Origin of the sequence: Aminobacter aminovorans, assembly GCF_900445235.1 — a bacterium.
GTDB classification, from domain to species: domain Bacteria; phylum Pseudomonadota; class Alphaproteobacteria; order Rhizobiales; family Rhizobiaceae; genus Aminobacter; species Aminobacter aminovorans.
This window is the reverse complement of sequence record NZ_UFSM01000001.1, coordinates 3,500,569-3,525,565: the sequence shown is the minus strand read 5'-3', so window position 1 is coordinate 3,525,565 and position 24,997 is coordinate 3,500,569. Positions and strand designations below refer to the sequence as shown.

Below are 24,997 nucleotides of genomic sequence, written 5' to 3'. Positions count from 1 at the left end.
CCAACGGGCCGGAGTCCATTACGGACCGGCTAAGCATTTTGCAAGTGCGAGATGAAGGCGTGAGCAACTGCGAGATGGCATCGTCCATCAGGACGAGCGCGGCTGTGCCTCTTCCTGCGCCAGGCGCCTGATATAGACGGCAAACTCCGGATCCTCGCCGGGCAGCAGTTGGGGCAGGGCGTTGCGAAAATCCTCGCGTCGGCACCATTCGCGCATGAAGTCTTCCCAAGAGGCCCAGCGGCGGCGCTTGCGCTCGGACATGCCGGCCTCGTAGGCGACGAGATAGGCGCGTTCGAACAGGGAGATCAGGATGGCGAACATGGCGAGCAGCCGATCCTTTTGTTCAGCCGTCAGGTCCTGCGCTGCTGTCTGCGACTGCAGGTAAAGGTCGGAATGGTCGAGCGACAGCGTCAGGAAGTTCGTGTAGCCGTCGGACAGCATCTGATAGATTTCCTCCTCCTCGTTGACGCGTTGCTTGCGCTGTTCGAAGACGAAGATGAAGATCGCCAGAGGCAAGCCGAAGATCGTCACCAGCATGCTCAGCATTTCGAGGATCTGCATGAAGGGCATGGATGGGTCCATTCTGGTGCTCGCCGCCAACAGTAGGTGTTGATGGATCGTCTGCCAATCGTCGCAGGCGGCAAGATGGGGCTTCTAAACTCTTGCCTTCGCGCCAGCGTGACGCCATAAGCAGGAGACTTTCGACGCGCCTGCCGCGAGGATCCGATGAAGAAATTCCTTGTCCAGTTTTTCACCTGGTGGAACGGCCAGACCCTTGGCACGCGTTTCCACACTTGGCGCAAAGGCACCAAGGTGGGCCAGGACGAATTCGGCAACGTCTATTACGAAGGCGGCAAGGATTCGGAAGGCCGCACGCGCCGCTGGGTGATCTACAACGGTTATGCCGAAGCCTCGATGATTCCACCCGGCTGGCACGGCTGGATGCACCATCGCGTCGACGTTGCGCCGCCGAGCGACAACTACATTCCGCGCGACTGGCAGAAGCCGCATCAGCCAAACCTGACCGGTACTGGCGGCGCATACCGCCCGAAGGGTTCGGTTCTCGGCAATACGCATCGCCCGCAGGTCACCGGCGACTACGACGCCTGGACGCCCGGCGCATAACAAAGACGGCTTAACGGCGCGGACATTTGTCGCCACAATTGGCGGCTAACTCCTTGCCCATTGGCGTCAGGCGATTAGCCTTGGCGCGTGGGAATCAGCGAGTGGGACACACTCCGGGCGCAACGGCGGTAACGACTGAATGACATTTCCTGGCCGGATTCCGTCGAGCGGACGATCGAAGGCGAAAGCCCTGCTTGTTGCCGCGGCGCTGTGCGCAGGGCTTGGCCAGGCGATGGCCCAGGACAGCATCGAGCGGCTGCCACTCGACCAGCAGGTCGAACAAGGTGACGATCTCCCGGCCATCGACGTCCAACCTTTGCCGGGTGAGGGCCAGCCTGCGCCGGATCAGGCCCAGCCTGCTCCCAGCGAGACACAGCCAGCACCCAAGGTCGCGGCACCGCCCCAGCGCATCAAGAACGCGGTCGCCGAGTTTGCTGGCATCGACAAGATCACTGGCCGCATCATCACCTTCGACGTCTATGTCGATGAGACGGTGCAGTTCGGCGCGCTGCAGGTGACGCCGCGCGTCTGCTATTCCAGGCCCGAGAACGAAGAGCCGAAGACGGATTCCTTCGTCGAGGTCGACGAGATCACCCTCGATCGCAAGATCAGGCGTATCTTTACCGGCTGGATGTTTGCCGAAAGCCCGGGCCTCAACGCCGTCGAGCATGCCGTCTATGACGTCTGGCTGAAAGCCTGCAAGCAGAAGTCGGACGTTCCGGCGCCGCAAGCCGCCAAGACCAACTGATCCTTTTTCGGAACCGCATCGGGTCCCTGACGTTTGGCGTCGTGAGCAACGCCAACGGAGGATCGTGCCGTGACCGTCAACCGTGACGAACTGCTTGAGCTCGAACGGGAGTTCTGGACCGGCGACCAGAAGTTCTTTGCCGAAAACGCCGACAGGGAATGCCTTGTGGCATTTCCCGAAATGTCCGGCGTGATGAGCAATGCCGAACTCGCCGCAACCGCGACGAAGCCCCATCGCTGGCGCAACCTCGAGATGAAGGTGCAAGGTATCGTCGAGCCGGGCAGCGACATCGTCATGCTGACTTATGAGGCCAAGGCGATCCGCGACAATGGCGAGCCGTATCAGGCACTGGTGAGCACCGGTTATGTGCATCGCCTGCAAGGCTGGAAGATGATGTTCCATGCCCAGACGCCGATAGCGAACGCCGGCAAGACCAAGGGATAGCAGCGCCCCTCAGGGCATGAACGTGGCTTCGCCAATAAGCGCCTTGGCGAGCATCTTCTCGTACTTGTCGCGCGGTACGTCGACAGCACCGAAGCGCTTCAGGTGATCGGTGGTGAACTGCGTGTCGAGCAGCAGGAACCCGCGTTCCTGGAGCCGCTGCACCAGGTGGACGAGGCAGACCTTGGATGCGTCGGTTTCGCGCGAAAACATGCTTTCGCCGAAGAAGGCGCGACCCAGGGACACGCCGTAGAGTCCGCCGACCAGTTCGCCGTCGCGCCAGGCTTCGACGGAGTGAGCGTTGCCGACGCGATGAAGGTGGGTGTAGGCCTCGCGGATCGGCGCGTTGATCCAGGTCGACAGACGGCCTGCGCGCCGTTCGGCGCAGGCGTCGATGACGCCTTCGAAGTCGCTGTCGAAGCGAATCTCGAAATGGCCTTGCCGGATCGTCTTGGCGAGGCTGTGCGGCACATGAAAGCCGTCGAAGGGGATGATGCCGCGCGTCTCGGGCCGGACCCAGAAGACTTCCGGATCCGACGCGCTTTCTGCCATGGGAAAAACGCCCGACGCATAGGCCTTCAGAAGAAGGTCCGTGGGTATGCCATAGCCGGGCGCATAAGGTCGGGTCATGCGACCCTCATTCTACTCGCCTTTCGCGAGATGTTTTTCCAGCCAGTGGATGTCGTAGTCGCCATTTGCGATGTCGGGGTTACCGACAAGCTCGCGGAACAGCGGCAACGTCGTCTTGATACCATCTACCACGAATTCATCGAGCGCGCGCCGCAGACGCATCATGCATTCGACGCGGTTGCGGCCATGCACGATGAGCTTGCCGATCAGGCTGTCGTAGTAAGGCGGGATGCGGTAGCCGGAATAGACGCCCGAATCGACACGGATGCCCAAGCCGCCTGGCGTGTGGAAATGGGTGATCGTGCCGGGCGAGGGCACGAAGGTGCGTGGGTCCTCGGCATTGATGCGGCACTCGATGGCGTGACCGTGGAAGCGGATGTCGTTCTGGGTGACCGACAGGCCGCCGCCCGAGGCGACGCGGATCTGTTCATGCACGAGGTCGATGCCGGTGATCGCTTCGGTGATCGTGTGCTCGACCTGAAGGCGGGTGTTCATCTCGATGAAATAGAACTCGCCGTTCTCGTAGAGGAACTCGATCGTGCCGGCGCCGGAATAGCCGAGATTGGCCACCGCGTTGGCGCAGATGTCGCCGATGCGCGAGCGTTCTTCCGCGTTGAGGGCGGGCGAATTGGCCTCTTCCCAGACCTTCTGGTGGCGGCGCTGCAGCGAGCAGTCGCGTTCGCCGAGATGCACGCCCTTGCCGGCCCCGTCGCCGAAGATCTGCACTTCGATATGGCGCGGCTTCTGCAGGTATTTTTCGATGTAGACGGCGTCGTCGCCGAAGGCGGCGCCGGCTTCGGAGCGCGCCGTGGCGAGTGCGATTTCAAGATCGGCCTCGGTGAGCGCCACCTTCATGCCGCGGCCGCCGCCGCCGGCGGACGCCTTGATGATGACGGGATAGCCAATCTCGGCGGCGATACGCTTGGCTTCCTTCTCGTCGCTGACGGCGCCTTCCGAACCGGGCACGACCGGAATGCCCAGGCGCTTTGCGGTGCGCTTGGCTTCGATCTTGTCGCCCATGATGCGGATGTGGTCGCCCGAGGGACCGATGAAGGTGATGTTGTGCGCCGCCAGGATGTCGGCGAACTTGGCGTTCTCCGACAGGAAGCCGTAGCCCGGATGGACGGCGTCGGCGCCTGTGATCTCGCAGGCCGCGACGATCTGGTGGATGTTGAGATAGCTGTCGCGCGACGGCGGCGGGCCGATGCAGACGCTCTCGTCGGCGAGGCGCACATGCATGGCGTCGGCGTCGGCGGTGGAGTGAACGGCGACCGTCTGGATGCCGAGCTCCTTGGCCGCGCGCAGCACTCTGAGGGCGATTTCGCCGCGATTGGCGATCAGGATTTTCTGAAACATTGCGCGCAGCCTTCCGGCTTACTCGACGACGACGAGCGGCATGCCGTATTCGACAGGCTGCGCGTCTTCGATGAGGATCGCCTTGACCGTGCCGGAGCGCGGCGACGGAATCTGGTTCATCGTCTTCATCGCCTCGATGATCAGCAGTGTCTGGCCTTCCTTGACCACCGAGCCGACCTCGATGAACGGCTTGGCATCCGGTGATGGCGCGAGATAGGCGGTGCCGACCATCGGCGAGGGCACTGCGTTCTTGGAGGTGTCGACGGCAGCAGGAGCGGCAGCGGCAACCGGTGCAGCAGCTGCGACCGCCAGAGGCGCTGGGGCTGCATAGGTCTGGACAGCAGCCGCTGCCTGGCGCGACACGCGCACCTTAAGGTCGCCGAGCTCGACTTCGATCTCCGTCAGGTTGGTATCGTTCAGAATTCCTGCGAGGTCGCGGACGAGCTGCTGATCAACACCATCGGTCTTCTTCGTCGCCATTTTCTAGCCTTTTCTCTTCCTGTTTCCGGTCAGAGCCGGGCGGCCAGCGCCTGCAGCGCCAGCGTGTATCCGAGCGGCCCGAAGCCGCAGATCATGCCCACGGCCACCGGTGCCACCATCGATTTGTGGCGGAACGGCTCGCGGGCGTGGATGTTGGAAAGGTGCACCTCTGCGACCGGCAAGGGCGAAACGGCACGAATGGCGTCCTGCAGCGCGATCGACGTGTGGGTATAGGCGCCTGCATTGAGCACGATGCCGGCGGCTTTTTCGCCCGCCTCGTGAATCCAGTCGACCAGAACGCCTTCATGGTTCGATTGACGGAAATCGATCGCAAGTCCGAGCGATGCGGCTGCCGCCTGGCAGTCGGCTTCGATGTCGGCCAGGGTCTTGCCGCCATAAATGCCGGGTTCGCGTTTGCCCAGCATGTTAAGGTTCGGACCGTTGAGGACGTAAACCGTTTTCAAATTACAGACCTTTCCACCCGCCAGATCCTCTCTGGCGCGGCGGACCCTCTATAATCGGCATAAGCCGTCGCGGAAAGAGCGCAAGCGACTTCTTGCGCTGTCCACAACGGCTCGCGCTGAACAAAGCTTGCTCAGCAGGTGGAATTTGCCTGGCAGGCGGCTGCCGCGGCGATCTTTTCAGCCAGCACGTCCTGGCCGAGCGCGCCGAAGACGACCTCGTTGCCGACGACATAGGATGGCGTGCCGCTGATCTGTAGCTTGTTGGCAAGATCGTAGGTGCGGTTGAAGGCTTCGCCGATCTCGGGGTCCTTCATCGCCTCGCGCAGTTTGGCTTCGTCGGCGCCGAACTCTAGCGCGAGCTTGATGGCGCTGTCTTCGCCGGCGCGGCCTTCGCCGCCGATCAGCTTGTCGTGGAACTCGCCGTACTTCTCCGGCATCAGCTTACGGAAGGCCATCGACACGACATGGGCCTTCTGCGAATCCGGTCCAAGGATCGGGAATTCCTTGAGCACGAAGCGCAGATCGGGGTTGGCCTTGGTCAGCGCGTTCATGTCCGCCTGGGCGCGTTTGCAGTAACCGCAATTGTAGTCGTAGAACTCGACGATGGTGATCTTGCCGTTGGGATTGCCGACGATGCCGTCGAACTTCGAGCTGAAAATCTCGTCCTTGTTGTCCTTAATCACGCTCAGGCTGGCGATGCGCTGCTCTTCCTTCTGCTTGGCTTCGAGCGCGCCCTGCATTTCGAGCAGCAGTTCAGGGTTGTTGAGCAGATAGTCGCGTACGATCGTCTCGACTTGCTTCTTGTCGAGGGTAGCGGCAGCCGTTGTTTCCGCATGTGCGGCGTTTGGCGAACCGGCGAGGCCGAAGGCCAGCATGGCGAGGGCAACAGCGATGCCGGTCGTGGCGAGAAGAAGTGCTTTTTTCATAGTCCCTGGGTCTCCAGCCGCTTCGGCTTATGCATGCCCCCGAAAATCTGAAACGATTTTCGGAAAGGAGCATGCATGAGGTTTAAAGTTTCACAGCGTCGTTTGCGCGTCCAGAGAACGCGCGGCGCTGTGTGTGTCGCTGTCCATCGAAAGAAGGTTCACTTCTTTTTCTTGCTTGGCGCTTTGTAGTTGATGATGTCCTGCGCGCGCACCCAACCCGGCGAACCCGGCTTGAGCTTCTGCTGGGCTCGCATCGCGAAGATCTTGGCGTCCTGGTAGGCGCCGCTGTAATAATGGCCATCGGCGGTGGCAAGATCGGCGTCGGCGACGTCGCCGAGCATGCCGTAGGCCTGAGCGAGGTAGCGGTAGCCCGAGGCGTTCTCGCGGTCGCGGTCGAGGCCCTTGCGGATTTCGACGACAGCCTTCTTGAGCGCGTCCGGCGTGCCCATGGCAAGATAAGTCTGGCCGAGCTGGATTGGCAGGATTCCGGATTTCGCCTGGTCGAGCTTGACCGCCGTTGAATAGGCTTCCGCGGCCTGCGCAGGCTTGTTCGACTTCATCAGTATGTCGCCGCGCAATTCGTGGAAATAGGCGTTCTTGGGCTGCGACTTGATCAGTGCGTCGGTCTTGCTCAGCGCCGAGCGCAGGTCGCCGAACAGATAGGTCGATTGGGCGTCGCCATAGCGCGAGGCGAGGCCGTCGGTGCCGCGCAGCAGCCTCGAGGTGGCGGCCTGCCCTTGGGTGTAGGCGGCGATCTTGACGCGCATCATGTCGTGGCGCTGCTGCAGCGCCTCGGAATCCTTCTTGTCGAAATACGGACTTTCGCGGGCCAGCGTCTCGAGATTGGCGATGCGCTCGCGCGGCATAGGGTGGCTGACCTGATAGGGATCGACGCGCGCGCCCGACAGCGACAGTGCGTTCTGGAAGCGCTGGAATGTCTTCAGCATGCCCTGCGCCGACTGGCCGGTGGCATTGAGATAGGTGATCGCCGAACGGTCGGCGGTGACTTCTTCCGTGCGCTGGTAGCCGAGCAGGCTGCGCCGTGCCATTTCCGAACCGCCGGCGACGACGCCGGCGCCCGCAGCACCAAGGCCCTTTGCGTCACTCGCTGCACCCGCGACCATGGCACCGGCGCCAAGCAGGGCGGCGACGATCGCCATCGTCTGGGCGCGCGCCAGCTGGTCGCGCAGGCGTTCCTGGTGGCCGCCGGCGATGTGACCAGCCTCATGCGCGATGACGCCGATGATCTCGTTCGGCGTCTCGGCGGTCATCAATGCGCCGGTGTTGATGAACATGCGCCGCCCGGCGACGAAGGCATTGAACGCCGGGTCGTTGACGAGCACGATGTTGATGTTCGAGTTGGCAAGTCCTGCGGCCTTGAGGATCGGCCGGGCGTATTCGCGAACCAGGGCCTCGATCTCGGCGTCGCGGACGATCGGCACGCCCTGCGCATGCGTAGTTCCCGTCGAGCCGAGAGCAAGCCCGGCCGACAATGCAAGCGCGGTGACCGCGCGCGTTGATCTTGCGACGAAACGCGAAAGACTTGTGATGCTCTGCATGGCGGGGAACACTCGTAAACGAGCCGTCGGGCTGTGAAAAGGTTGGTTCAAAAAACTCATCAACTTGTGATCCCCATATCAATCAGGCATTTGTGCGGCACATTGCCTGGCGGGCGACAGTAGAAAGTGGACGAAGATGGCGGTTGCGATTTCACGGCGCGGCGAGGTCGAGCCCTTCCATGCGATGGACATCCTGGCCGAAGCCAACAGGCTCAAGGCGTTGGGCGCCCCGGTCATTTCGATGGCCGTCGGCCAGCCATCCGATCCGGCACCGCAGCGGGTGCGAGATGCCGCGGCCGCAGCGCTCAAGCACGGCCGTATCGGCTACACCGACGCGCTCGGGCTTGCCGATCTGCGCAAGGCGATCTCGGCGCACTATGCAGAACATTACCGCATCGACGTGCCGGTTTCGCGAATCGCCGTCACTACCGGCTCGTCCGCTGCGTTCAACCTCGCCTTCCTGGCGATGTTCGATGCAGGCGACCGCGTGGCGATCGCGGCTCCCGGTTATCCTGCCTATCGCAATATCATGGGGGCGCTCGGCCTCGAGGTGGTCGAGATCGAACTGGAGGGCGCCGCCTATCTGCATGCCGAGCACCTGCGTGCGGCACATGAACAGAAGGCGCTGACAGGCGTGCTGTTCGCCAGCCCCGCCAATCCGACCGGTGCAGTCGTGCCGGCAGGCGACCTCAAGGCACTCGTCGATACCGCCCGTGAACTTGGCATCGCAGTGATTTCCGACGAGATCTATCACAGGCTGGCCTATGGCGCGCCCGATGTGACGGCGCTCGCCTATGACCTTGATGTCACCGTCATCAACTCGTTTTCCAAATATTACTGCATGACTGGCTGGCGCATCGGCTGGATGGTGTTGCCGGAGCGGCTGGTCCGGCCGGTCGAGCGCATCGCGCAATCGCTTTACATCTCGGCGCCCGAGCTGTCGCAGGTGGCGGCCATCGAGGCGTTCAACGTCACCGACGAACTCGAAGTGATCAAGGCACGTTACGCCTGGAATCGCGAATTGCTGGCCAGAAGGCTGCCGGAACTGGGCTTCAGCTTCGCCGCCCCGATGGACGGCGCCTTCTACGCCTTCTGCGATGTCTCGCGGCTGACCAATGACAGCATGGAGTTTGCAAGCCGCATGCTCGCCGAGGCCCATGTCGCGGCAACGCCGGGCCGGGATTTCGACCCGCTGGCAGGGCACCGTTTCATGCGGTTTTCCTATGCCGGCAGCCATGACGAGATGATCGAGTCGATGGATCGCCTGGAACGTTGGCTGCGATAGAGGGCTTCAGCTTTCTCTTCGAATGGCGTACGCCCTCGATCTTCTTGTTCCTGCGCAATTCCGGACGGAAAACCGCTGAACACTTTTCCTGGAATTGCTGGAAAGGCAACCGCCCCGTCGGTCGTGCCGACGGGGCGGACAGGGGCAAAGGGGAGGATGGGCTTTGCCGCCTGAGCGCCGGAATGCCCATGCCCCCCAGCATGCATTCCGACATGAGTTCTAAGCGATCGGGTCAGGGCGCGAGTATTGCAGCGACCGCCTTGCCGGCATCGAGCAGGCCGGCGCCGAAGAAGTACGTCTTGCCCTTCGCCGGTTCGTTGTCCGCATTCATCGGGTCCTGTGTCAGCGGGGTCGAGCCTGGCTTGACCGAGGCATTCTGATCGCAGGCAGCGATGAGGTTGGCCTTGGACGCCATGCCGTCCAGCCTGGCCCCGGCACCATGCCTCGCCTTGTGGGCGCGTGCGGTGAGGGCAGCTACCCCGGCGACAAGAGCCGCAGCCCCCGAAGTTCCGCCGAAGGTGGTGTAATAGCCGCCGCCGATGCCCTGGTTATCCAGCGGCGGCAGGATAGCCGAGTAGGGATCGGAGCCGCCGGCGTAACCGAACGTGCCGGGCAAGTCGGTGGTCAGCAGCGAGAAATGGCTGTACGGAATGACCTTGCCCTTGCCCGGATGGTAGTAGTGCTGCTCGACCATCGGGTCGGTGCGGTCGACGCGCAACTGGTGCCGGTTGTAGATCTCGAAATCGTCCGACGGAGCGACAAGCGTCAGCTTGGCGCCGTAATTGCTGTAGCCTGAGCGGTACCCATGCGGCGTTACCGCGCCGACGGCAACGATGCCGTTGTTGGCAGCCGCGAGATTGGCCGGGTAGATCAGCTGGCTTTCGCCGTCATTGCCGGCCGCGCAGACGACGGGCACCTTTCGGCTGATGGCGACAATCAGCTTGGCCAGGGTGTTCCAGGCAATTTCGCGATTGCCGGTCTTGCCGACGGCGTGTGGCCTGATCTCGCTTGCCGGCGGCGTCGCCTCCTCGAGACGGGCGAACAGGTCGGCACGCTCCCAGTTGGCGCGGTCGTCGAGATCCTGCGACAGCTCGGACTTGGCGTTCAGAACGCTGCGCACCGGGTCCGGAATGCCGCGTGGCAACAGGATGACGTCGGCGCCATTGGCAAAGGCGTAGAGGAACGCGGCGATGAACTGGTCCGGCTGCTGCTCGAAGCCGGTCCTGATCGAGATCAGCCGCGACAGCGGGTCGACGCCGAAATAGGGCAGCATGTTGCGGTTCGGGTTCGGCGCGGCACTGCCGTCGTCGGCGATCAGCACATCGGTCAGGGCAATCGTCGGATTTGGCGCAACGGTTACGGCGGGTTCGCCGACGACGAGGCCGGCCACGGCGGTGCCGTGACTGCCGAAGGTCTCGTCACCCTCGATCAGCGTGTGCAGCACGCCTTCGGATGCCGAGAGTTCGGCGATCAGGCTGCCGAGATAGGCTGTCTCGGGCCCGGTCAGGTTGAGTGTGCCCAGCCCTGCGGTGGAAATGCCGGTGAAGAAGGCGGCCTTGACCTCCGGGTCGTAGGGGCTGGCAGCGGGGGCAGCGACGTATTTTGCGCCACAGGGATGGCTCACCAGGTCAATCGACTTCACCGCGTCCAGCCGGCTCTTGAGATTGGGATGGCTGCGGCTGACGCCGACATCGATCAATGCGACGGTCGCGGGAGCCGTTGCAGCGGGGAAAGCCTCGGTGATGGCGTCCCAGACGGTGCCGTTGATGGTCGGCGAGGAATAATCGACCTCGCCGCCCGGGGTCAGCGGCCCGAAGGTGGCATCGATCACGCCGAGCGCTGCAAGGTGCCAGAGATAATAGTAGGACTGAGGATGCTGGAAGGAGAACTGCTGGTTGCCGTTTGCCATGGTCGCTCCCCTCAGAGCCATTCGCGCTGTGCGGCGAGATAGTTCGCCATGAAAGCGTCCCTGAGATAGGGCTGGAAGCGCTGCGCCAGCGCCCTACCGCCATTGGTGTCGCTCGGATAGTGCAGACCGGCCCATTCGCGATTTTCTGCAACCTTGCGGGCGATGCGCGACAGCTCCTCCGTCGCCGGGTGCTCCGGCAGGATGGCATTGAAGGCAAAGGCAATCGAGTGGCACTGGAACGAGTGGTTGCTCGGATAGGCCTGGTGCGCCGGATTGGGCAGCATCAGCCGCAAGCGTGGCTCGACCTGGTTGGGCCGGGTGCGGTTGAACTTTGCCTTGTAGATCAGCCCGACATATTCGCAGGCCGTCAGGATCGACTGGAACAGGCCCTCGGTCTGGTCGAAGCCGCTGATTCCGTCGATGCCCAGCGGCTTGGTGAAGTCGGAGACGTCAAGCGTCGCCTCGCGCTCGATGTCCTCCTTGCGACGCGAACGTTCGCGGTCACGGGCCTGGAGCGAAAGCATGACGGTGGTTTCGAGACGGGTCACGTCGGGGCCGGGCGGCAGCGGCATGTCGAGCTGCTCCCAGGTGAACTTGCGCGCTGCCGTAAAGGCGTGTGGCGAGGGCGACGTGTGCAGACGCCTGAGCTCGAAGGCCGGGATCAGGCTGCTCTGCGACCCGCTGCCCGAACCAGATTGAAGTGCGCCGCCTTTGTTCTTGTTTTTATTCTTGTTTTTGTTTTTGTTTTTGTTCTTGTTGAGCGAGGCCTTGTTGAGTACGCCGGCGCTCATGACGGCGCTGGCGACGCCTGCCGCCATCACCATTGCCTCGGCGCCGGATGCGAGCGTTTCCAGCACGATCGGAGGCCGGTCCGTGGCAGCACAAGGCAGCACGTCGTCGCCGGCGACCTTGAAACGGTACTGATCCATAAAGTGCGAAAAGCCGCCCTCAACAGGCGCGGAACTGTCGTTGCCAGACACTGAATTCCCCATTGAATTGATCAAAATTTGCGGTGCTCGGCGCGTCTGTCATGTTTTCTTGACGCCGGCCTTGATCAGGCCGGAAATCAGATTGGCGCCGCCCTCGGTGCGCATGATCGGATAGCGGGCGTCGATCAGCGAACTGATCGAGAAATTTGGTTCGACGACGTTCAGGCGGTCGAGCAGCGAGCGCGCGGCCCGGATGTCGCCGAGCTGGGCGTGGCTCGCTACCAGATAACGAAGCAGCGAGTTGAAATCGGGCCGTTCGCGCAGCGCCTGCTCGCCGGCTTCGATGGCGACACGGTGATTGCCGGCCAGTGTGGCGTTGATCAGCCGCGACGTGTCGAAATAGTAGCGATAGGGGCTGTAGGCACCGAGATGGCGCGCCCAGTTGGCTAGGCTGAGGCCCTTGCCCGGCTGACCGGCATAGGCATGCAGCATCGAATAGAGGTCCCAGCCGAGCACCTGGGTCGGATTGGCGCGGATGGCGCGCTCGAACAGACCCGATGCGTAGTCATATTCGCCGAACAGGAACGAATGCACATGACCGACGAGGGCCAAGGTGACCGAATTGCTGGAATCGAGTTCCAGCGCCTTGCGGGCGTAGTGCTGGGCCTGCTCGATGGCCACAGCGGAGTCGGAGAACCGCTGGCCGACCTGGAAAGTCATCAGGAAGGCGAGCCACGCATAGGCCTGCGACGACGGCCGTTGGGCAATGATGCGCCGAAGCGACGCCTCGGACATGACGAGGTCGTTGCGCGACAGCCGGAACATGGCGTTGACGGCAGCATAGAGGCTCTCTGCCTCGATGGCGTCGTCGGTCTGTTCCGAGCGTGCGATGAAGTATTTGCGCAACTCGTCCATCGCCTCGTTGATGAGCTGGTGCGCTGCCGAGGTTTCGCCGGCCTCGACGGCACGACGTTCGAGGGTGGCACCGCCCATCCACAGCAGGCTCCGGTCGGCGGTGCGATGGACGCTGACGCTGACATAGGCCTGGTGGGCCGAGAAGCGGTAGCGGACCTGAATGGCCAGCGCCACCGACCCGAATGTTGCGTCCGGTTCCTGTGCTGCTGAAAGATCCGGCCGCGACAGGTCGGAGACGGTAAGTTCGCCTCCTTCGAGCAGCGACCTCACCAGCAGTTCGGCGAACATGTCGGGCAGCGATTCCGCCTCGAAGGCATCGCCCGATATTGCCGGCGGCAGCAGCGCCACCGACCAGCCGGTCCGGGCGGCGTTCAGCGGCAGCGACTTGCGGTTTCCACCGTCGGAGGAGTTCGGCCCCGGCTTCTGGCCCTGGACCGGGATGAGTCCATTGCTGCGCCTGTCCTTGGGGCTGACGTCGCGCTGGCCAAGCGCGTTTTCGAGCCGGCCCTGCCAGACCTGCCGCTCGAGCATCAGCCATTCTTCGAATTCGGGGTCGCCGATGTCGAGGCCTTCGAGCAGTTCCGGCCAGGATTCGAGCTCGACTTCGCTGGGCACGGATTGGCGCGACAGGTCGAGCAGTTGCAGAGCGTCGACCGATACGCGGTTGAGGTCGAGCGAAATCGTGTGATTGTCGGAGATGATGATGCTGTCGGCGATCGGGCCAAGCGACTTGCGCACGTCGACGAGCGCCTGTCTCAGGCTCGCTGCGGCCTGTTCCTCGCCACGGTCGCTCCACAGCTTGTCGCGAAGCCAGATGCGCGAGCGGGCACCGCGCGGGGCGAGCGCCAGCATGGCCATGAGAGCACGCGATTTCTGCGCCTTGGGCGTGCACGACGCGCCGGCTGCGTCGGTGACGGCCAGCGCCCCGAACAGGTAGATATTGCAAAGAGTACTGGCGTCGTCACCAGCCATCGTGCGGACCTTCGCTGCAGGTCGTCCATGCCCCCGAAGAGGGTACCACAGGTCGAATCGCCTGTGCCCCTCGCAACTTGCATCGGGATCATACAACGACATTCCGGCAAGTGCGCGTGCTTGTATGCTTCTGGCACCGGGCAAAACCTGCAGCATTCCAGCGTTCCTCACCACTCTTGCCGGAGGTGATTCCGGCCTGATTTCGGAAGGACGTTAGGGTAGGCGGGGTGATTGCGGCGTGAGTGAAACGTCAAAGCAGCCGTGAAATGCTGTGTGACGGGCTATCGAATGGGATCTAACCACTTCGCGCGCCAATTGGTTCGGAATAATCGCCTCGGTGATCGCGACAGGCAGATCATGCCCCTGTCGCGTCGCCAGTGATGCTCAGCGCCCCGACGAACCGGTGCGGCGCGGGCCGGCGAGTTCCCTGCCGAGCGCGAGCGCTTCCTGCAGGTCGGTTGCATATTTGGCCGTATCTTCGAGGCCACCGAAATAATTGAGCCGGATGGTTTCGCCACGCTTGCTCATGACAACGCCGATGCTCCGCAGGCTCTCACGCACATCAGAAAAACGCATTTCGCAACGTCTCCGTTTGGTGGGTTGAACGAACATTAGGGGTTGCTTGTAACAGTGCCGTGTTGACGCAACGTGAGGGATACGTGAATCGCTGCTACAAAAGTTTCGCTTTCTGCACTTCTTTTGTAGATTCGGCTGCAACCAAGGCCGAAGCGCCAAGGTTCGTCCGGTTGGTTGATGAGGATGGATTGGGTGGCGGCGCGCACGACTTGTTGTAGAACGGCCTGCCGGTTCGAGCCGGTCGAAGAGCTTGCAGGAAGTGCCATGCCCAGCCTCCAGGATACGTTGAACGAGATCGTCGCCGAGATGGCAGCGCAGCCGGAGCGCGGCGAAGTTGCCTCCTACATTCCTGAGCTCGGCAAGGTCGATCCGGCCAGGTTTGCCATTGCCGTGGTCAAGAACGACGGCGAGGTGGCCGCGGCGGGCGACGCCGACGAGCCGTTTTCGATCCAGAGCATCTCAAAGGTGTTCACACTGGGGCTGGCGCTCGGCCGCGTCGGCGATCAACTGTGGAACCGCGTCGGGCGCGAACCCTCTGGTACGGCCTTTAACTCCATCGTCCAGCTCGAACTCGAGCATGGCATTCCGCGGAATCCCTTCATCAATGCCGGCGCGATCGTCGTCTCGGACGTGCTTTTGTCCGGACACCAGCCGCGCGAGGCGATCGGCGAGGTTCTGAGCTTCATGCGCACGGTGGCCGATGACGATTCGGTCATCATCGACCGCGACGTCGCCAATTCCGAGCGCGCCACCGGCTTCCGCAATTTCGCGCTGGCAAACTATCTCAAGGGTTTCGGCAATCTGAACCACGCGCCTGAGATGACGCTCGGGGTCTATTTCCACCATTGCGCCGTCGCCATGAGCTGCCTGCAACTGGCGAATGCCGGGCGGTTCCTGGCCAATGCCGGACGCATCGAGGAGACCGGGCACACGATCGTCTCGAGCGAGCGCGCCCGTCGTATCAACGCGCTGATGCTGACCTGCGGCCATTATGACGGTTCGGGCGAGTTCGCCTTCCGCGTCGGCATCCCAGGCAAGAGCGGCGTCGGCGGCGGTATCCTGGCGATCGTGCCTGGCGTGGCGTCGATCGCCGTATGGTCGCCGGGGCTCAATGCGCGCGGCAACTCGATGCTGGGCTCGATCGCCCTGGAACGGCTGACCAAGCGGATGAACTGGTCGATCTTCGCCTCGCGCTGAGGCGTTCCGTGCCACCCATGTCGCTGGCTGGCACAGGTGCTGACGGTACGGCCAGCGCGATCGCGGTGCGCAGATGCGCCGAGCGGCAAAGACTAGGAAAGAGGCCCCGCGGAGCTTGGTGGTCTCGACTGGCGGGACCGCCACAGCGCGGACAGGGACGAGCTGCAATTCCTCGACTCTCGGCGGCTCAGCTTGTCACTGCAGGATCGCGTAACGTGCGTCGGCGTTCACCTTGCTAGCCGAGCTGCCTGACTGCGGTGTCGAGGCGATGGCCACCGACGTGACGGCGCCATTCTCGTTCTAGGCGCAAATCTTGGCGTAGCCCTTGGTGACGGCATCGTCGTGTTTCGTCCGTTGCGAAACCCAACTGTCGGTCATGATCGAGTTGCCGTCGCCGTCATTCAGACTGAGCGGAATTCGACGTAATTGAGATTGGCCGAATTGGCGACTTCGCCGAATGGCTCGCGCTGGAAGAAGGGGAAGCGGTCCGTTCTCAAAGAATCAGCAGCATTGCCCTGTGGCGGCGAATCGCTGTCCGAATATCCGGCCAGCAGCAGCGTTAAGAATGCCCAGTGAAAGGATTCGCATCATCAAGCTCCGACCAATGACTTGTAGATATGGTTGCATATCTGGTGCGGACATATTGCAGGTTGCTTAAAGCGGGATGCGAACTTGGTTGAGATGTACAAGTAGAACGAATCGCCTGGGTGGCCATTGCGGCCATTGCGTGTGAGGCCGGTGAAGACTGGCGTGGACGCGGAATGGAGCCGGAAACCGTAAGGTCTGCGCGATTGTGGATGGCAGGCAGGCAGGAAGCGCGGCAATGCGAACCGCAGGGCGGCTTTAGACTTCAATGATTTTGAGAATGAAGTGGCTCCCCGGGCCGGATTCGAACCAGCGACCAACCGGTTAACAGCCGGTTGCTCTACCACTGAGCTACCGGGGAACAGCGCTCTTGTGTGAACGAGGCGGCGTATAGCAACGGTAATCCGATTTGCAAAGCGCTAATCGCAGCTTTTTGCGAGTTTTTCCCAGAGAGCTTTCTGGTAATCACCCCGGGACGGCCTCATATGTCCGCTTTACCAAGCCTTTCGCCGGCTTGGCGCGTCATTCGGGCGCACAGACTTCATCGAACTGATGCAGGGATAATGATCAGCGCCCCACACCAGCAACCACCCAGACGCAAGATTTCGATCTTCGGCCGCGAATTTTCCATGCCGCGTTCGCGCGGGGTGCGCATCGGTATTGGCGTCGCACTCTGCTTCTTCGGCCTGCTGGGCTTTCTGCCGGTGCTCGGTTTCTGGATGATTCCCCTGGGGCTTCTGGTCCTGTCGCACGAATTCCATGTCGTGCGCCGCGTACGCCGCAGGCTGATCATCTGGTGGGAACGGCGCAAGCGCCCGGCGAACTAGCTCGCAGGCGAGGAAGGATTCGCCCGGCATTGCACAGGGTGCCACAAGGGCTCGTTGCGAAGGGACGAATCCCGCCAGGCACAAAACGTGGGTCGGCGCGAGGATTCGCGCGGCATGAGCGTACGATCCGGCCCCTTGCTGCGGCTCCGTCAATCCTTTGCCGTGGCCGCGACCAAAACCCACGGAGAAAGAGTCTTCTCCCGCTTGACGGCGGAATCCTGGCAACCTATTGGAGCCGTGTAGACGCCCGAAGCGGCGAGGCCTCGTGGCGGAGTGGTTACGCAGAGGACTGCAAATCCTTGCACCCCGGTTCGATTCCGGGCGAGGCCTCCAGCTTCCTCGGCAACCGCCGCCGAGGACCCATTCGGGCAGTTAGCAGTTGCGCATCACGCGTCGAAGGCGGGCCAGTTGAACATGAACGCTGATTTTTCCGAACGTCGCGTGAAGATGGTGGACGGCCAGGTCCGCACCACCGATGTGACCGACGCCGCCATTCTCTCCGCCATGCTGTCGGTGCCGCGCGAGGAGTTCGTCGACAATGGCCAGCGCGAGCTTGCCTATATCGACGAGGACATGCGCTATGGTGCGACCGCCGATGGCGACCTCCCACGCTATCTCATGGAGCCGTCGCCATTCGCCAAGCTGGCGCAACTGGCAGAAATCCGTCCCGGCGACTTCGTTCTCGATGTCGGTTGCGGCACGGGCTATTCTTCGGCGGTGCTGTCGCGCCTCGCAAGCTCGGTGATCGCGCTCGAAAGCGATGCCACGCTTGCGGCTAGGGCAAGCTCGACGCTTTCGTCGCTCGGCTATGACAATGTCGTGGTGGTCACGGCGCCTCTCGCCGCCGGCTATCCGTCGCAGGCGCCCTATGACGTCATCTTCGTCGGCGGCAGCGTCGAGCAGGTGCCCGAGGCGCTGCTTGCCCAGCTCAAGGATGGTGGCCGACTGGTCGTCGTCGAGGGGCGCGGCAATGCCGGCGTCGCCAGCGTCTACCTCAAGGCCGGCTCCGTAGTGACCGCCCGCCGTGCCTTCAATGCGGCAGTTAAGCCACTACCTGGCTTCAATCGCACACACGAATTTGAGTTCTGATCTCCTTTTTCTTGCGGCGGGCAATGCGTCGTGATGATCTAAGGAGCGGACGAGGGTGATTGATTCTGGACTGTATTGGTCCAGATTGGTCGCTTGTTGTCGGATTCGGCGAGGGGCATTAGTAGCTGTCTTCAGGCAGCTCGCCGCAGAATGAATGAGGGACGCGCGTGTCGTTTTTCCGTAAAAGTGTGTTTGCCGTAGCCTTGGTTTCCGCGACGGCGCTTTCGCCGCTGTCGGCTTCCGCGGAAACGATCCTCGGAGCTTTGGCAAAGGCCTATCAGAACAATTCCCAGCTCAATTCGGCCCGCGCCGGCGTGCGCGTCACCGACGAAAGCGTCGCGATCGCCAAGTCCGGTTACCGGCCGACGATCAATGGCTCGGCCAGCATCGATTACTCGACGACACGTCGGAATTCCTCGACGAGCCATCTGACGACCGGCTCGTTCGGTGTCGAGATTCGTCAGTCGCTGTTCGATGGTTTCCAGACCAAGAACAATGTCGCGGCTGCGGAAGCCCGCGTTCGCGCATCGAACGAGAGCCTTCGTAACACGGAACAGAACATTCTGTTCAACGCGGCGAGTGCTTACATGGATGTCATCCGTGACCGCCAGATCGCCGCGCTGAGGGAACGCAATCTGCAGTTCCTCGGCGAACAGGTTCGCGCTGCGCGATCGCGCTTCGACGTGGGCGAGGGCACCCGCACCGACGTCGCGCAGGCCGACGCCTCGCGTTCGGCGGCGCTGGCACAGTTGGCCGCGGCCCGGGCGGCGGCGCTGTCGAGTGCTGCCATCTATCGCCAGATCGTCGGTGACGAACCGAAGAACCTCAAGGCGGCTGCGCCACTCGGCAAGCTGCTGCCCAGAAGCCTCGATAGCGCGGCAGCCCTCGCAGCCGACCAGCATCCGGCGATTCAGGCCACACAACATCTGGTCGACGCGGCCGGGTTCTCGGTGAAGTCTGCCGAGGGCGCGTTGCTGCCGCAGTTGTCGGCTTCAGCGGGCATTTCCCAGGTTCATCGCGACAACGCGCCGACCACCATCACCTCACCGGACGGCTGGACGACGTCGGCCAATATCGGTGCAACGCTGACCGTGCCGATCTACCAGGGCGGCCGTGCCTCGGCGACCGTGCGCCAATCCAAGGAATCGCTGGGTCAGGCCCGCATCGAAGTCGATGTCAGCCGCGACCAGGTCCGCGCTGCGGTGACTTCCGCCTGGACGCAATACACCGCTTCTCGCGAGGCAGTGGCCGCGAACCGCGAAGTGATCTCGGCAGCCCAGCTGGCGCTCAACGGCGTCATCGAGGAGCGCAATGTCGGTCAGCGCACGACGCTCGACGTGCTGAACGCCCAGCAAGACGTCATCGATGCGCAGATCAATCTGGCCAATGCCGAACGCGACGTCGTGGTAGCGAGCTATGCGATCCTGTCGGCTGCCGGCAATCTCTCGGTCGAGAGGCTTAACCTGCAGGTGACCAAGTACAAGCCGGAAGAGCACTACAACGCCGTCAAGGACAAGTGGATCGGTCTCCGGACGCCGGACGGCCGCTGAGCTTCAGCGAACCGGCTGCACGATCAGGCGGGCGCCTGCTCCATGTGGAGCTGGCGCCCGTTTTCGTTTGCCGGCGAGCGGCTGGGACACTGTATTCTGTTGAAATCGCCGGGGGTACCCGATTGGGGATTCTCGAAGGGGAATCAGTCAGCTACGCTTGGGCTCTGATTCGACGCCCGTTTCGGTGGGCGCATTTTGTATCCTGTCACAAAAGGCGGCGGATGTGACGATGGCCCAGGCTAGCAGCGCTCAGCGCGAACCTTCGATGGAAGAGATTCTCGCTTCCATCCGCAGGATCATCGAAGACAACGATACCGGACGCCGTCCGGCAGTTGATTTCGAGCAGTTGCGTCCTGAAGCGGAGGACGATCGCAGCGACCGCAACATCATCGAAGTCGAAGCTTTCCGGGCCGAGTTCCAGGCAGCCAAGGCAGCGCCGGCCGAGGCGAAGCCCGCAGAGGTTGCCCCTGTGGTCGAGAAGCAGGAAGCGCCGCGGCGTGACGAGCCGGCGAGGTGGCCCTCGTCAGAGCCGAAGGTCGCGACCGCGATGGCAAATCCGCTGCGGCCAACCGTTGCCGAAACGCCAGAGCCCGTCGTCGAGGTGTCTGCTGCAGCCCGTCCGGCCACCGCAAGCTGGGCGCCACAGTCGACATTAGCCGTGGAGCAGATGGAGCGCCTGGCGGGTCCGCGCGAAGCGGAGAAGCCGGCACCTCGGGTCGTGGCCCAGGCCGTGGTGACGACGCCGGAGCCTTCAGTAGCCGAAGAGCCGACGGCACCTAAGCCGGCGATTATCTCGGAACAGGCGGGCCGCCAGATATCAGCCGCTTTCGGCGAACTCAACGACGCCTACGCGGCGCGCAGCCGCAAGTCGTTCGACGACATCGCCACCGAGATGCTGCGGCCGATGCTGCAGGACTGGCTGGACAACAACCTGCCGACGCTGGTCGAACGCCTCGTACGCGAAGAGATCGAACGCGTGGCGCGCGGCGCGCAGTGATTTCGGCCTTGCCGACATGAAAGCGCCGCCTTCGGGCGGCGTTTTCGTTTCCGGCCGGTGTTTGCCGCGCTGTTGACTTGGCTGCACCCATCCGATTTACACCGGACCAACAGATCCGGACCAAAACGGAACCAATTCCGATGCTTGAGAAGACCTACGACGCCAAAACAGTCGAACCCAGGATTGCCAAGGCCTGGGAAGATGCCGATGCCTTCAAGGCGGGCGCCGGCGCGCCCGAGGGGGCCGAACCGTTCACCATTGTCATCCCGCCGCCGAACGTCACCGGTTCGCTGCATATGGGCCATGCGCTGAACAACACGCTGCAGGACATCCTCGTCCGTTTCGAGCGCATGCGTGGCAAGAACGTGCTGTGGCAGCCCGGCATGGACCATGCCGGCATCGCCACCCAGATGGTCGTCGAGCGCAAGCTGATGGAAAAGCAGATCCATCGCCGCGACCTGACCCGCGAGCAGTTCGTCGACAAGGTCTGGGAGTGGAAGGAAGAGTCCGGCGGCATGATCTTCAACCAGCTGAAGCGGCTGGGTGCCTCCTGCGACTGGTCGCGCGAGCGCTTCACCATGGATGAGGGCCTGTCCAAGGCCGTCATCGAGGTGTTCGTGACGCTGCACAAGCAGGGCCTGATCTACAAGGACAAGCGCCTTGTGAACTGGGATCCCAAGCTTCTGACGGCGATTTCCGACCTCGAGGTCGAGCAGCATGAGATCAACGGCAATCTCTGGCACTTCCGCTATCCGGTCGAAGGCGAGGTCTACGACCCGGAGAACCCGGCTACCTACATCACGGTTGCGACCACGCGGCCCGAGACGATGCTCGGCGACACCGCCGTTGCCGTCCATCCCGAAGACGAGCGCTACGCGGCACTCGTCGGCAGGAACGTCATCCTGCCGATCGTCGGTCGCAAGATCCCCATCGTCGCCGACGAATATTCCGATCCGGAAAAGGGCTCGGGCGCGGTCAAGATCACGCCGGCGCATGACTTCAACGACTTCGAGGTCGGCAAGCGCCACAACCTGCCGCAGATCAACATCCTGACCGTCGAAGCCAACATCAACATCGTCGACAACGACGAGTTCCTCGAAGGTCTCGATCGCACCGAGATACGCGAGGGTGTGTGGGCGCAGTTGCACGGCCTCGACCGGTTTGCGGCGCGCAAGCTGATCGTCCAGATCATGGAAGAGGGCGGTTTCCTCGACAAGATCGAGCCGCACAAGCACATGGTGCCGCATGGCGACCGCGGCGGCGTGCCGATCGAGCCGTTCCTGACCGACCAGTGGTATGTCAATGCCGCGGAGATGGCGAAGCCCGCCTTGCGCTCGGTGCGCGAGGGTCGCACCAACTTCGTGCCCAAGAACTGGGAAAAGACCTATTTCGACTGGATGGAAAACATCCAGCCCTGGTGCGTGTCGCGCCAGCTTTGGTGGGGGCACCAGATCCCGGCATGGTATGGCCCGGATGGCCAGGTATTCGTCGAGCGCAGCGAGGGAGAAGCGCTCGATGCGGCCGTGCAGCACTACCTTGCGCTCGAAGGCCCGTGGAAGGCATGGGTCGAGGAGCGCCTCGAGAATTTCGAGCCTGGCAAGATCCTGACCCGCGACGAGGATGTGCTCGACACCTGGTTCTCGTCGGCGCTGTGGCCGTTCTCGACGCTCGGCTGGCCCGACAAGACGCCGGAGCTCGACACCTACTACCAGACCGACGTGCTGGTGACCGGTTTCGATATCATCTTCTTCTGGGTTGCCCGCATGATGATGATGGGCCTGCATTTCATGGAAGAGGAGCCGTTCCACACGGTCTACGTCCATGCGCTGGTTCGCGACAAGAACGGCCAGAAGATGTCGAAGTCGAAGGGCAACGTCATCGACCCGCTGGAGCTGATCGACGAGTATGGCGCCGACGCCTTGCGTTTCACCCTGGCGATCATGGCAGCACAGGGGCGCGACGTGAAGCTCGATCCTGCACGCATCGCCGGCTACCGCAATTTCGGCACCAAGCTGTGGAACGCCACGCGCTTTGCAGAGATGAACGGTGTCGCGCGCAATGACGCGTTCTGGCTCAACGACGCCAAGCTGACCGTCAATCGCTGGATCCTGACCGAACTGACCCGCGCGACGCGCGAGGTGACGGCGGCGATCACCACATACCGCTTCAACGAGGCGGCGGGCGCGGCCTACCGCTTCGTCTGGAACACCTTCTGCGACTGGTACCTCGAACTGCTCAAGCCGATCTTCATGGGCGACGACGAGGCTGCCAAGGCCGAAAGCCAGGCGGTCGCGGCCTTCGTTCTCGACGAGATCTACAAGCTGCTGCATCCGATGATGCCGTTCATGACCGAGGAACTGTGGGCGCACACCGCAGGCGAGGGCAAGGAGCGCACGTCGCTGCTGTGCCATGCCGCCTGGCCGGCGCCTGACTTCGAGGACGTGGGCGCAGCTGCCGAGATCAACTGGCTCGTTGACCTCGTCAGCGGCATCCGCTCGGTTCGATCCGAAATGAACGTGCCGCCGGCGGCGATCGCGCCGCTGGTCTTCGTCGGAGCCAATGCCGAGACACTGGAGCGCCTGAAGCGCCACCAGTCGGCGATTGCGCGCCTCGCCCGCGTCGGCGAGATCACCCACGAGGCGACTGCACCCAAGGGCGCGGCCCAGATCGTCGCCGGCGAAGCCACGGCCTGTCTGCCGCTCGGCAGCCTGATCGACCTTTCCGCCGAGGCGGCGCGCCTGCAGAAGGAACTCGCCAAGACGACCGAGGAGATCGCCCGGCTGCACAAGAAGCTGTCGAACGAAAAGTTCGTCGCTTCGGCTCCGGAGGAGATCGTCGCCGCCGAGCGCGAGAAGCTCGAGGACTACCGCCGGACGCAGGAAAAGCTAGACACTGCGCTGTCGCGCGTGCGCGACGCCGGCTGACGATTCGAAGCTCAAAACCTGCCGCGCCATGTCCTTGCGGCAGGTTTTGCTTGTGCCGCCAGAAACGGCATGCCGCTGCGTAAATTGTGGCCAATGTAACTATTTTACGCCCGATTGTTGCCATAATGTAACAAGCCTTCAAAACAGCCCGATTTCGGGCTGTTTTTGCATTGGGGATCCGGATTTCCTTGGAGATTCAGGATCGATTGGCGTGGATTTGGCTAAAATTGACGTTTGCGTAAGCGGAAGGCGATGGCCCTTGCCATGCCACCGCCGCAGGGCGGTCATTGTTTGCAAAAAATCAATGTTGCGTGAGCAAGCTGAATTCGTTCAATTCTCGTCACGAGGCATTCGGGAGAGGACCACCATGAACATTTCGCGTCTCAAAGCGCTGCTGGGGGCAACAGCGCTGACGATCGTTGCGGCAGGCGCAGCACAGGCCGGCGGCTTTTCGCGCGGCACGGCCGATACGGATATCCTGTTTGAACAGGGCAATTTTAACCTGCGGACCAGCGTTGTCGTGGTAAAGCCGCACCGCGAATTCACGGTAAATGGCTACGCGGATGGTACCGGCTATAATTTCGCGGATACTTATGTCGTCCCGTCAGCTGCAGTTAAGTTCAAATTCTTTGACCAGCTTTCCTGCGCAGGGACAGTGAGCCAGCCTTATGGCGGCGGCGTGACCTATCGCTTCCCCGGCAATGGAACGCTGGCGAAGCTCGAAGAAGATTTTACGGTCACGGAATACGGCGCCACCTGCGCCTTCAAGTATGACCTGGGCAAGGGAAGCCTATCGTTCCTCGGCGGGCTTTTTGTCGAAAACGTCGACTACACTCTGCTTGGCGGTAGCGGTACTGTTTCAGTTAAGCTGAAGGACAACGATATCGGTTGGCGTGCTGGACTTGCATACGAAATTCCGGAAATCGCACTGCGCGCTCAGTTGATGTACCGCTCCGGTACCGATGTGGCAGCAGAGGGTACTACCAACGGAGCACCAGTTGCGCAGGGCTTTGCAGAGCTTCCCCAGAGCGTTGAGTTGAAGGTTCAGTCCGGCATCGCTCCAGGTTGGCTCGCATACGGTAGCGTGAAGTGGACAGACTGGTCGGTGAACGAGCGGCTCTTGCTGGTTCTCAACAAGTTCAATCCCGGTCCCACCACTCGGGTTAATACCTACAATTGGCAGGACGGCTGGACGGTCACGGGTGGTATTGGCCATGCTTTTACCGATGCTATTTCCGGCACTGTCTTTGCGACCTGGGATCGTGGCGTCGGCACGGGCTGGGATCTCCAGAGCGACACCTATACGGTCGGCGCCGGCGTCTCGATGAAAGACAAGATCGGTGGCGAACTGCGTGCCGGCGTTGGTCTGTCTTACCTCACCGCCGTTACCGAAGATAAGTACAGCCTTTCTGTGCCGGCCAACAACCCGGCATTCGGCTTCAACCGTGCCGTCGGTAATGATTGGTCCGTTGCCGTTTCAGCGGGCTACAGCGTGAAGTGGTAAGCTCCACAA

23 protein-coding genes and 2 tRNA genes are annotated in these 24,997 nt (G+C 62.4%); 12 read left to right on the top strand and 13 right to left on the bottom strand.

Going from position 1 to position 24,997, the window contains the following annotated elements:
• Positions 1 to 87 precede the first annotated feature (87 nt).
• Positions 88 to 582: a hypothetical protein gene (locus DY201_RS17345; RefSeq protein ID WP_245432023.1), complete on the bottom strand. Its 495-nt coding sequence runs from the start codon at positions 580 to 582 to the stop codon at positions 88 to 90.
• A 144-nt stretch (positions 583 to 726) separates the two neighbouring features.
• Between DY201_RS17345 and DY201_RS17340 the strand changes: the two genes are divergently transcribed.
• The 3 genes from DY201_RS17340 (at position 727) to DY201_RS17330 (ending at position 2,317) form a co-directional block, all read left to right on the top strand.
• Positions 727 to 1,125 (top strand): NADH:ubiquinone oxidoreductase subunit NDUFA12, encoded by a 399-nt coding sequence (locus DY201_RS17340; RefSeq protein WP_067961550.1) that lies wholly within the window; start codon positions 727 to 729, stop codon positions 1,123 to 1,125.
• A gap of 316 nt (positions 1,126 to 1,441) precedes the next feature.
• Positions 1,442 to 1,873, top strand: coding sequence for a DUF2155 domain-containing protein (locus tag DY201_RS17335; protein ID WP_115733841.1), 432 nt, complete (start codon positions 1,442 to 1,444; stop codon positions 1,871 to 1,873).
• A 69-nt stretch (positions 1,874 to 1,942) separates the two neighbouring features.
• Positions 1,943 to 2,317: a hypothetical protein gene (locus DY201_RS17330; RefSeq protein ID WP_115732268.1), complete on the top strand. Its 375-nt coding sequence runs from the start codon at positions 1,943 to 1,945 to the stop codon at positions 2,315 to 2,317.
• Positions 2,318 to 2,326: 9 nt separating this feature from the next.
• Here the strand turns inward: DY201_RS17330 and aat are convergent, their stop codons facing one another.
• The 6 genes from aat to DY201_RS17300 form a co-directional block, all read right to left on the bottom strand.
• Positions 2,327 to 2,944: a leucyl/phenylalanyl-tRNA--protein transferase gene (aat, locus tag DY201_RS17325; protein WP_115732267.1), complete on the bottom strand. Its 618-nt coding sequence runs from the start codon at positions 2,942 to 2,944 to the stop codon at positions 2,327 to 2,329.
• 12 nt (positions 2,945 to 2,956) lie between these two features.
• Positions 2,957 to 4,300: an acetyl-CoA carboxylase biotin carboxylase subunit gene (gene accC, locus DY201_RS17320; protein WP_115732266.1), complete on the bottom strand. Its 1,344-nt coding sequence runs from the start codon at positions 4,298 to 4,300 to the stop codon at positions 2,957 to 2,959.
• Positions 4,301 to 4,318: 18 nt separating this feature from the next.
• Complete coding sequence (gene accB / locus DY201_RS17315) at positions 4,319 to 4,780, bottom strand: acetyl-CoA carboxylase biotin carboxyl carrier protein (RefSeq protein WP_115732265.1); 462 nt, start codon at positions 4,778 to 4,780, stop codon at positions 4,319 to 4,321.
• 29 nt (positions 4,781 to 4,809) lie between these two features.
• Positions 4,810 to 5,244: a type II 3-dehydroquinate dehydratase gene (aroQ, locus tag DY201_RS17310; protein WP_115732264.1), complete on the bottom strand. Its 435-nt coding sequence runs from the start codon at positions 5,242 to 5,244 to the stop codon at positions 4,810 to 4,812.
• Between the two features lie 131 nt (positions 5,245 to 5,375).
• Positions 5,376 to 6,170, bottom strand: coding sequence for a DsbA family protein (locus tag DY201_RS17305; RefSeq protein ID WP_115732263.1), 795 nt, complete (start codon positions 6,168 to 6,170; stop codon positions 5,376 to 5,378).
• Positions 6,171 to 6,328: 158 nt separating this feature from the next.
• On the bottom strand, positions 6,329 to 7,729 hold the full coding sequence (locus DY201_RS17300; protein ID WP_115732262.1) for a M48 family metalloprotease: 1,401 nt from the start codon (positions 7,727 to 7,729) through the stop codon (positions 6,329 to 6,331).
• 136 nt (positions 7,730 to 7,865) lie between these two features.
• On the opposite strand from DY201_RS17300, the gene DY201_RS17295 reads away from it, so the two are divergent.
• A complete protein-coding gene (locus tag DY201_RS17295; protein WP_115732261.1) occupies positions 7,866 to 9,014 on the top strand; it encodes a pyridoxal phosphate-dependent aminotransferase in 1,149 nt (382 codons plus the stop codon).
• A gap of 232 nt (positions 9,015 to 9,246) precedes the next feature.
• Here DY201_RS17295 and DY201_RS17290 read toward each other — a convergent pair whose 3' ends face one another.
• The 5 genes from DY201_RS17290 to DY201_RS28770 all read right to left on the bottom strand — a co-directional run bounded on the left by DY201_RS17290 (position 9,247) and on the right by DY201_RS28770 (position 14,581).
• Positions 9,247 to 10,923: a S8 family serine peptidase gene (locus DY201_RS17290; RefSeq protein ID WP_115732260.1), complete on the bottom strand. Its 1,677-nt coding sequence runs from the start codon at positions 10,921 to 10,923 to the stop codon at positions 9,247 to 9,249.
• An 11-nt stretch (positions 10,924 to 10,934) separates the two neighbouring features.
• Positions 10,935 to 11,852: a phosphatase PAP2 family protein gene (locus tag DY201_RS17285; RefSeq protein WP_425358734.1), complete on the bottom strand. Its 918-nt coding sequence runs from the start codon at positions 11,850 to 11,852 to the stop codon at positions 10,935 to 10,937.
• A 99-nt stretch (positions 11,853 to 11,951) separates the two neighbouring features.
• Positions 11,952 to 13,739 (bottom strand): AfsR/SARP family transcriptional regulator, encoded by a 1,788-nt coding sequence (locus tag DY201_RS17280; protein ID WP_115732258.1) that lies wholly within the window; start codon positions 13,737 to 13,739, stop codon positions 11,952 to 11,954.
• A gap of 384 nt (positions 13,740 to 14,123) precedes the next feature.
• Positions 14,124 to 14,315 carry a hypothetical protein gene (locus DY201_RS17275; RefSeq protein ID WP_115732257.1) on the bottom strand — a complete coding sequence of 64 codons (192 nt, stop codon included), beginning with the start codon at positions 14,313 to 14,315 and terminating at the stop codon, positions 14,124 to 14,126.
• A gap of 35 nt (positions 14,316 to 14,350) precedes the next feature.
• Entirely contained in the window at positions 14,351 to 14,581 is a 231-nt protein-coding gene (locus DY201_RS28770; protein WP_131922361.1) for a hypothetical protein, read from the bottom strand.
• On the opposite strand from DY201_RS28770, the gene DY201_RS17270 reads away from it, so the two are divergent.
• On the top strand, positions 14,580 to 15,512 hold the full coding sequence (locus DY201_RS17270; RefSeq protein ID WP_115732256.1) for a glutaminase: 933 nt from the start codon (positions 14,580 to 14,582) through the stop codon (positions 15,510 to 15,512). The two genes, DY201_RS28770 and DY201_RS17270, sit on opposite strands and share 2 nt — an antisense overlap.
• An 871-nt stretch (positions 15,513 to 16,383) precedes the next feature.
• Here DY201_RS17270 and DY201_RS17265 read toward each other — a convergent pair.
• Positions 16,384 to 16,458, bottom strand: a tRNA-Asn gene (locus DY201_RS17265).
• A 202-nt stretch (positions 16,459 to 16,660) separates the two neighbouring features.
• On the opposite strand from DY201_RS17265, the gene DY201_RS17260 reads away from it, so the two are divergent.
• The 7 genes from DY201_RS17260 (at position 16,661) to DY201_RS17230 (ending at position 24,988) form a co-directional block, all read left to right on the top strand.
• Complete coding sequence (locus DY201_RS17260) at positions 16,661 to 16,924, top strand: hypothetical protein (RefSeq protein ID WP_115732255.1); 264 nt, start codon at positions 16,661 to 16,663, stop codon at positions 16,922 to 16,924.
• A gap of 259 nt (positions 16,925 to 17,183) precedes the next feature.
• Positions 17,184 to 17,257: transfer RNA gene (locus tag DY201_RS17255), tRNA-Cys, on the top strand.
• 81 nt (positions 17,258 to 17,338) lie between these two features.
• Positions 17,339 to 18,013 (top strand): protein-L-isoaspartate O-methyltransferase family protein, encoded by a 675-nt coding sequence (locus DY201_RS17250; RefSeq protein WP_115732254.1) that lies wholly within the window; start codon positions 17,339 to 17,341, stop codon positions 18,011 to 18,013.
• A gap of 167 nt (positions 18,014 to 18,180) precedes the next feature.
• Complete coding sequence (locus DY201_RS17245; protein ID WP_115732253.1) at positions 18,181 to 19,563, top strand: TolC family outer membrane protein; 1,383 nt, start codon at positions 18,181 to 18,183, stop codon at positions 19,561 to 19,563.
• Positions 19,564 to 19,792: 229 nt separating this feature from the next.
• The gene (locus DY201_RS17240) at positions 19,793 to 20,560 is read left to right on the top strand and encodes a PopZ family protein (protein WP_115732252.1); all 768 of its coding nucleotides are present in this window, start codon (positions 19,793 to 19,795) and stop codon (positions 20,558 to 20,560) included.
• A 140-nt stretch (positions 20,561 to 20,700) separates the two neighbouring features.
• Positions 20,701 to 23,484, top strand: coding sequence for a valine--tRNA ligase (locus DY201_RS17235; protein WP_115732251.1), 2,784 nt, complete (start codon positions 20,701 to 20,703; stop codon positions 23,482 to 23,484).
• A gap of 367 nt (positions 23,485 to 23,851) precedes the next feature.
• Positions 23,852 to 24,988, top strand: coding sequence for an OmpP1/FadL family transporter (locus DY201_RS17230; protein WP_115732250.1), 1,137 nt, complete (start codon positions 23,852 to 23,854; stop codon positions 24,986 to 24,988).
• Positions 24,989 to 24,997 lie beyond the last annotated feature (9 nt).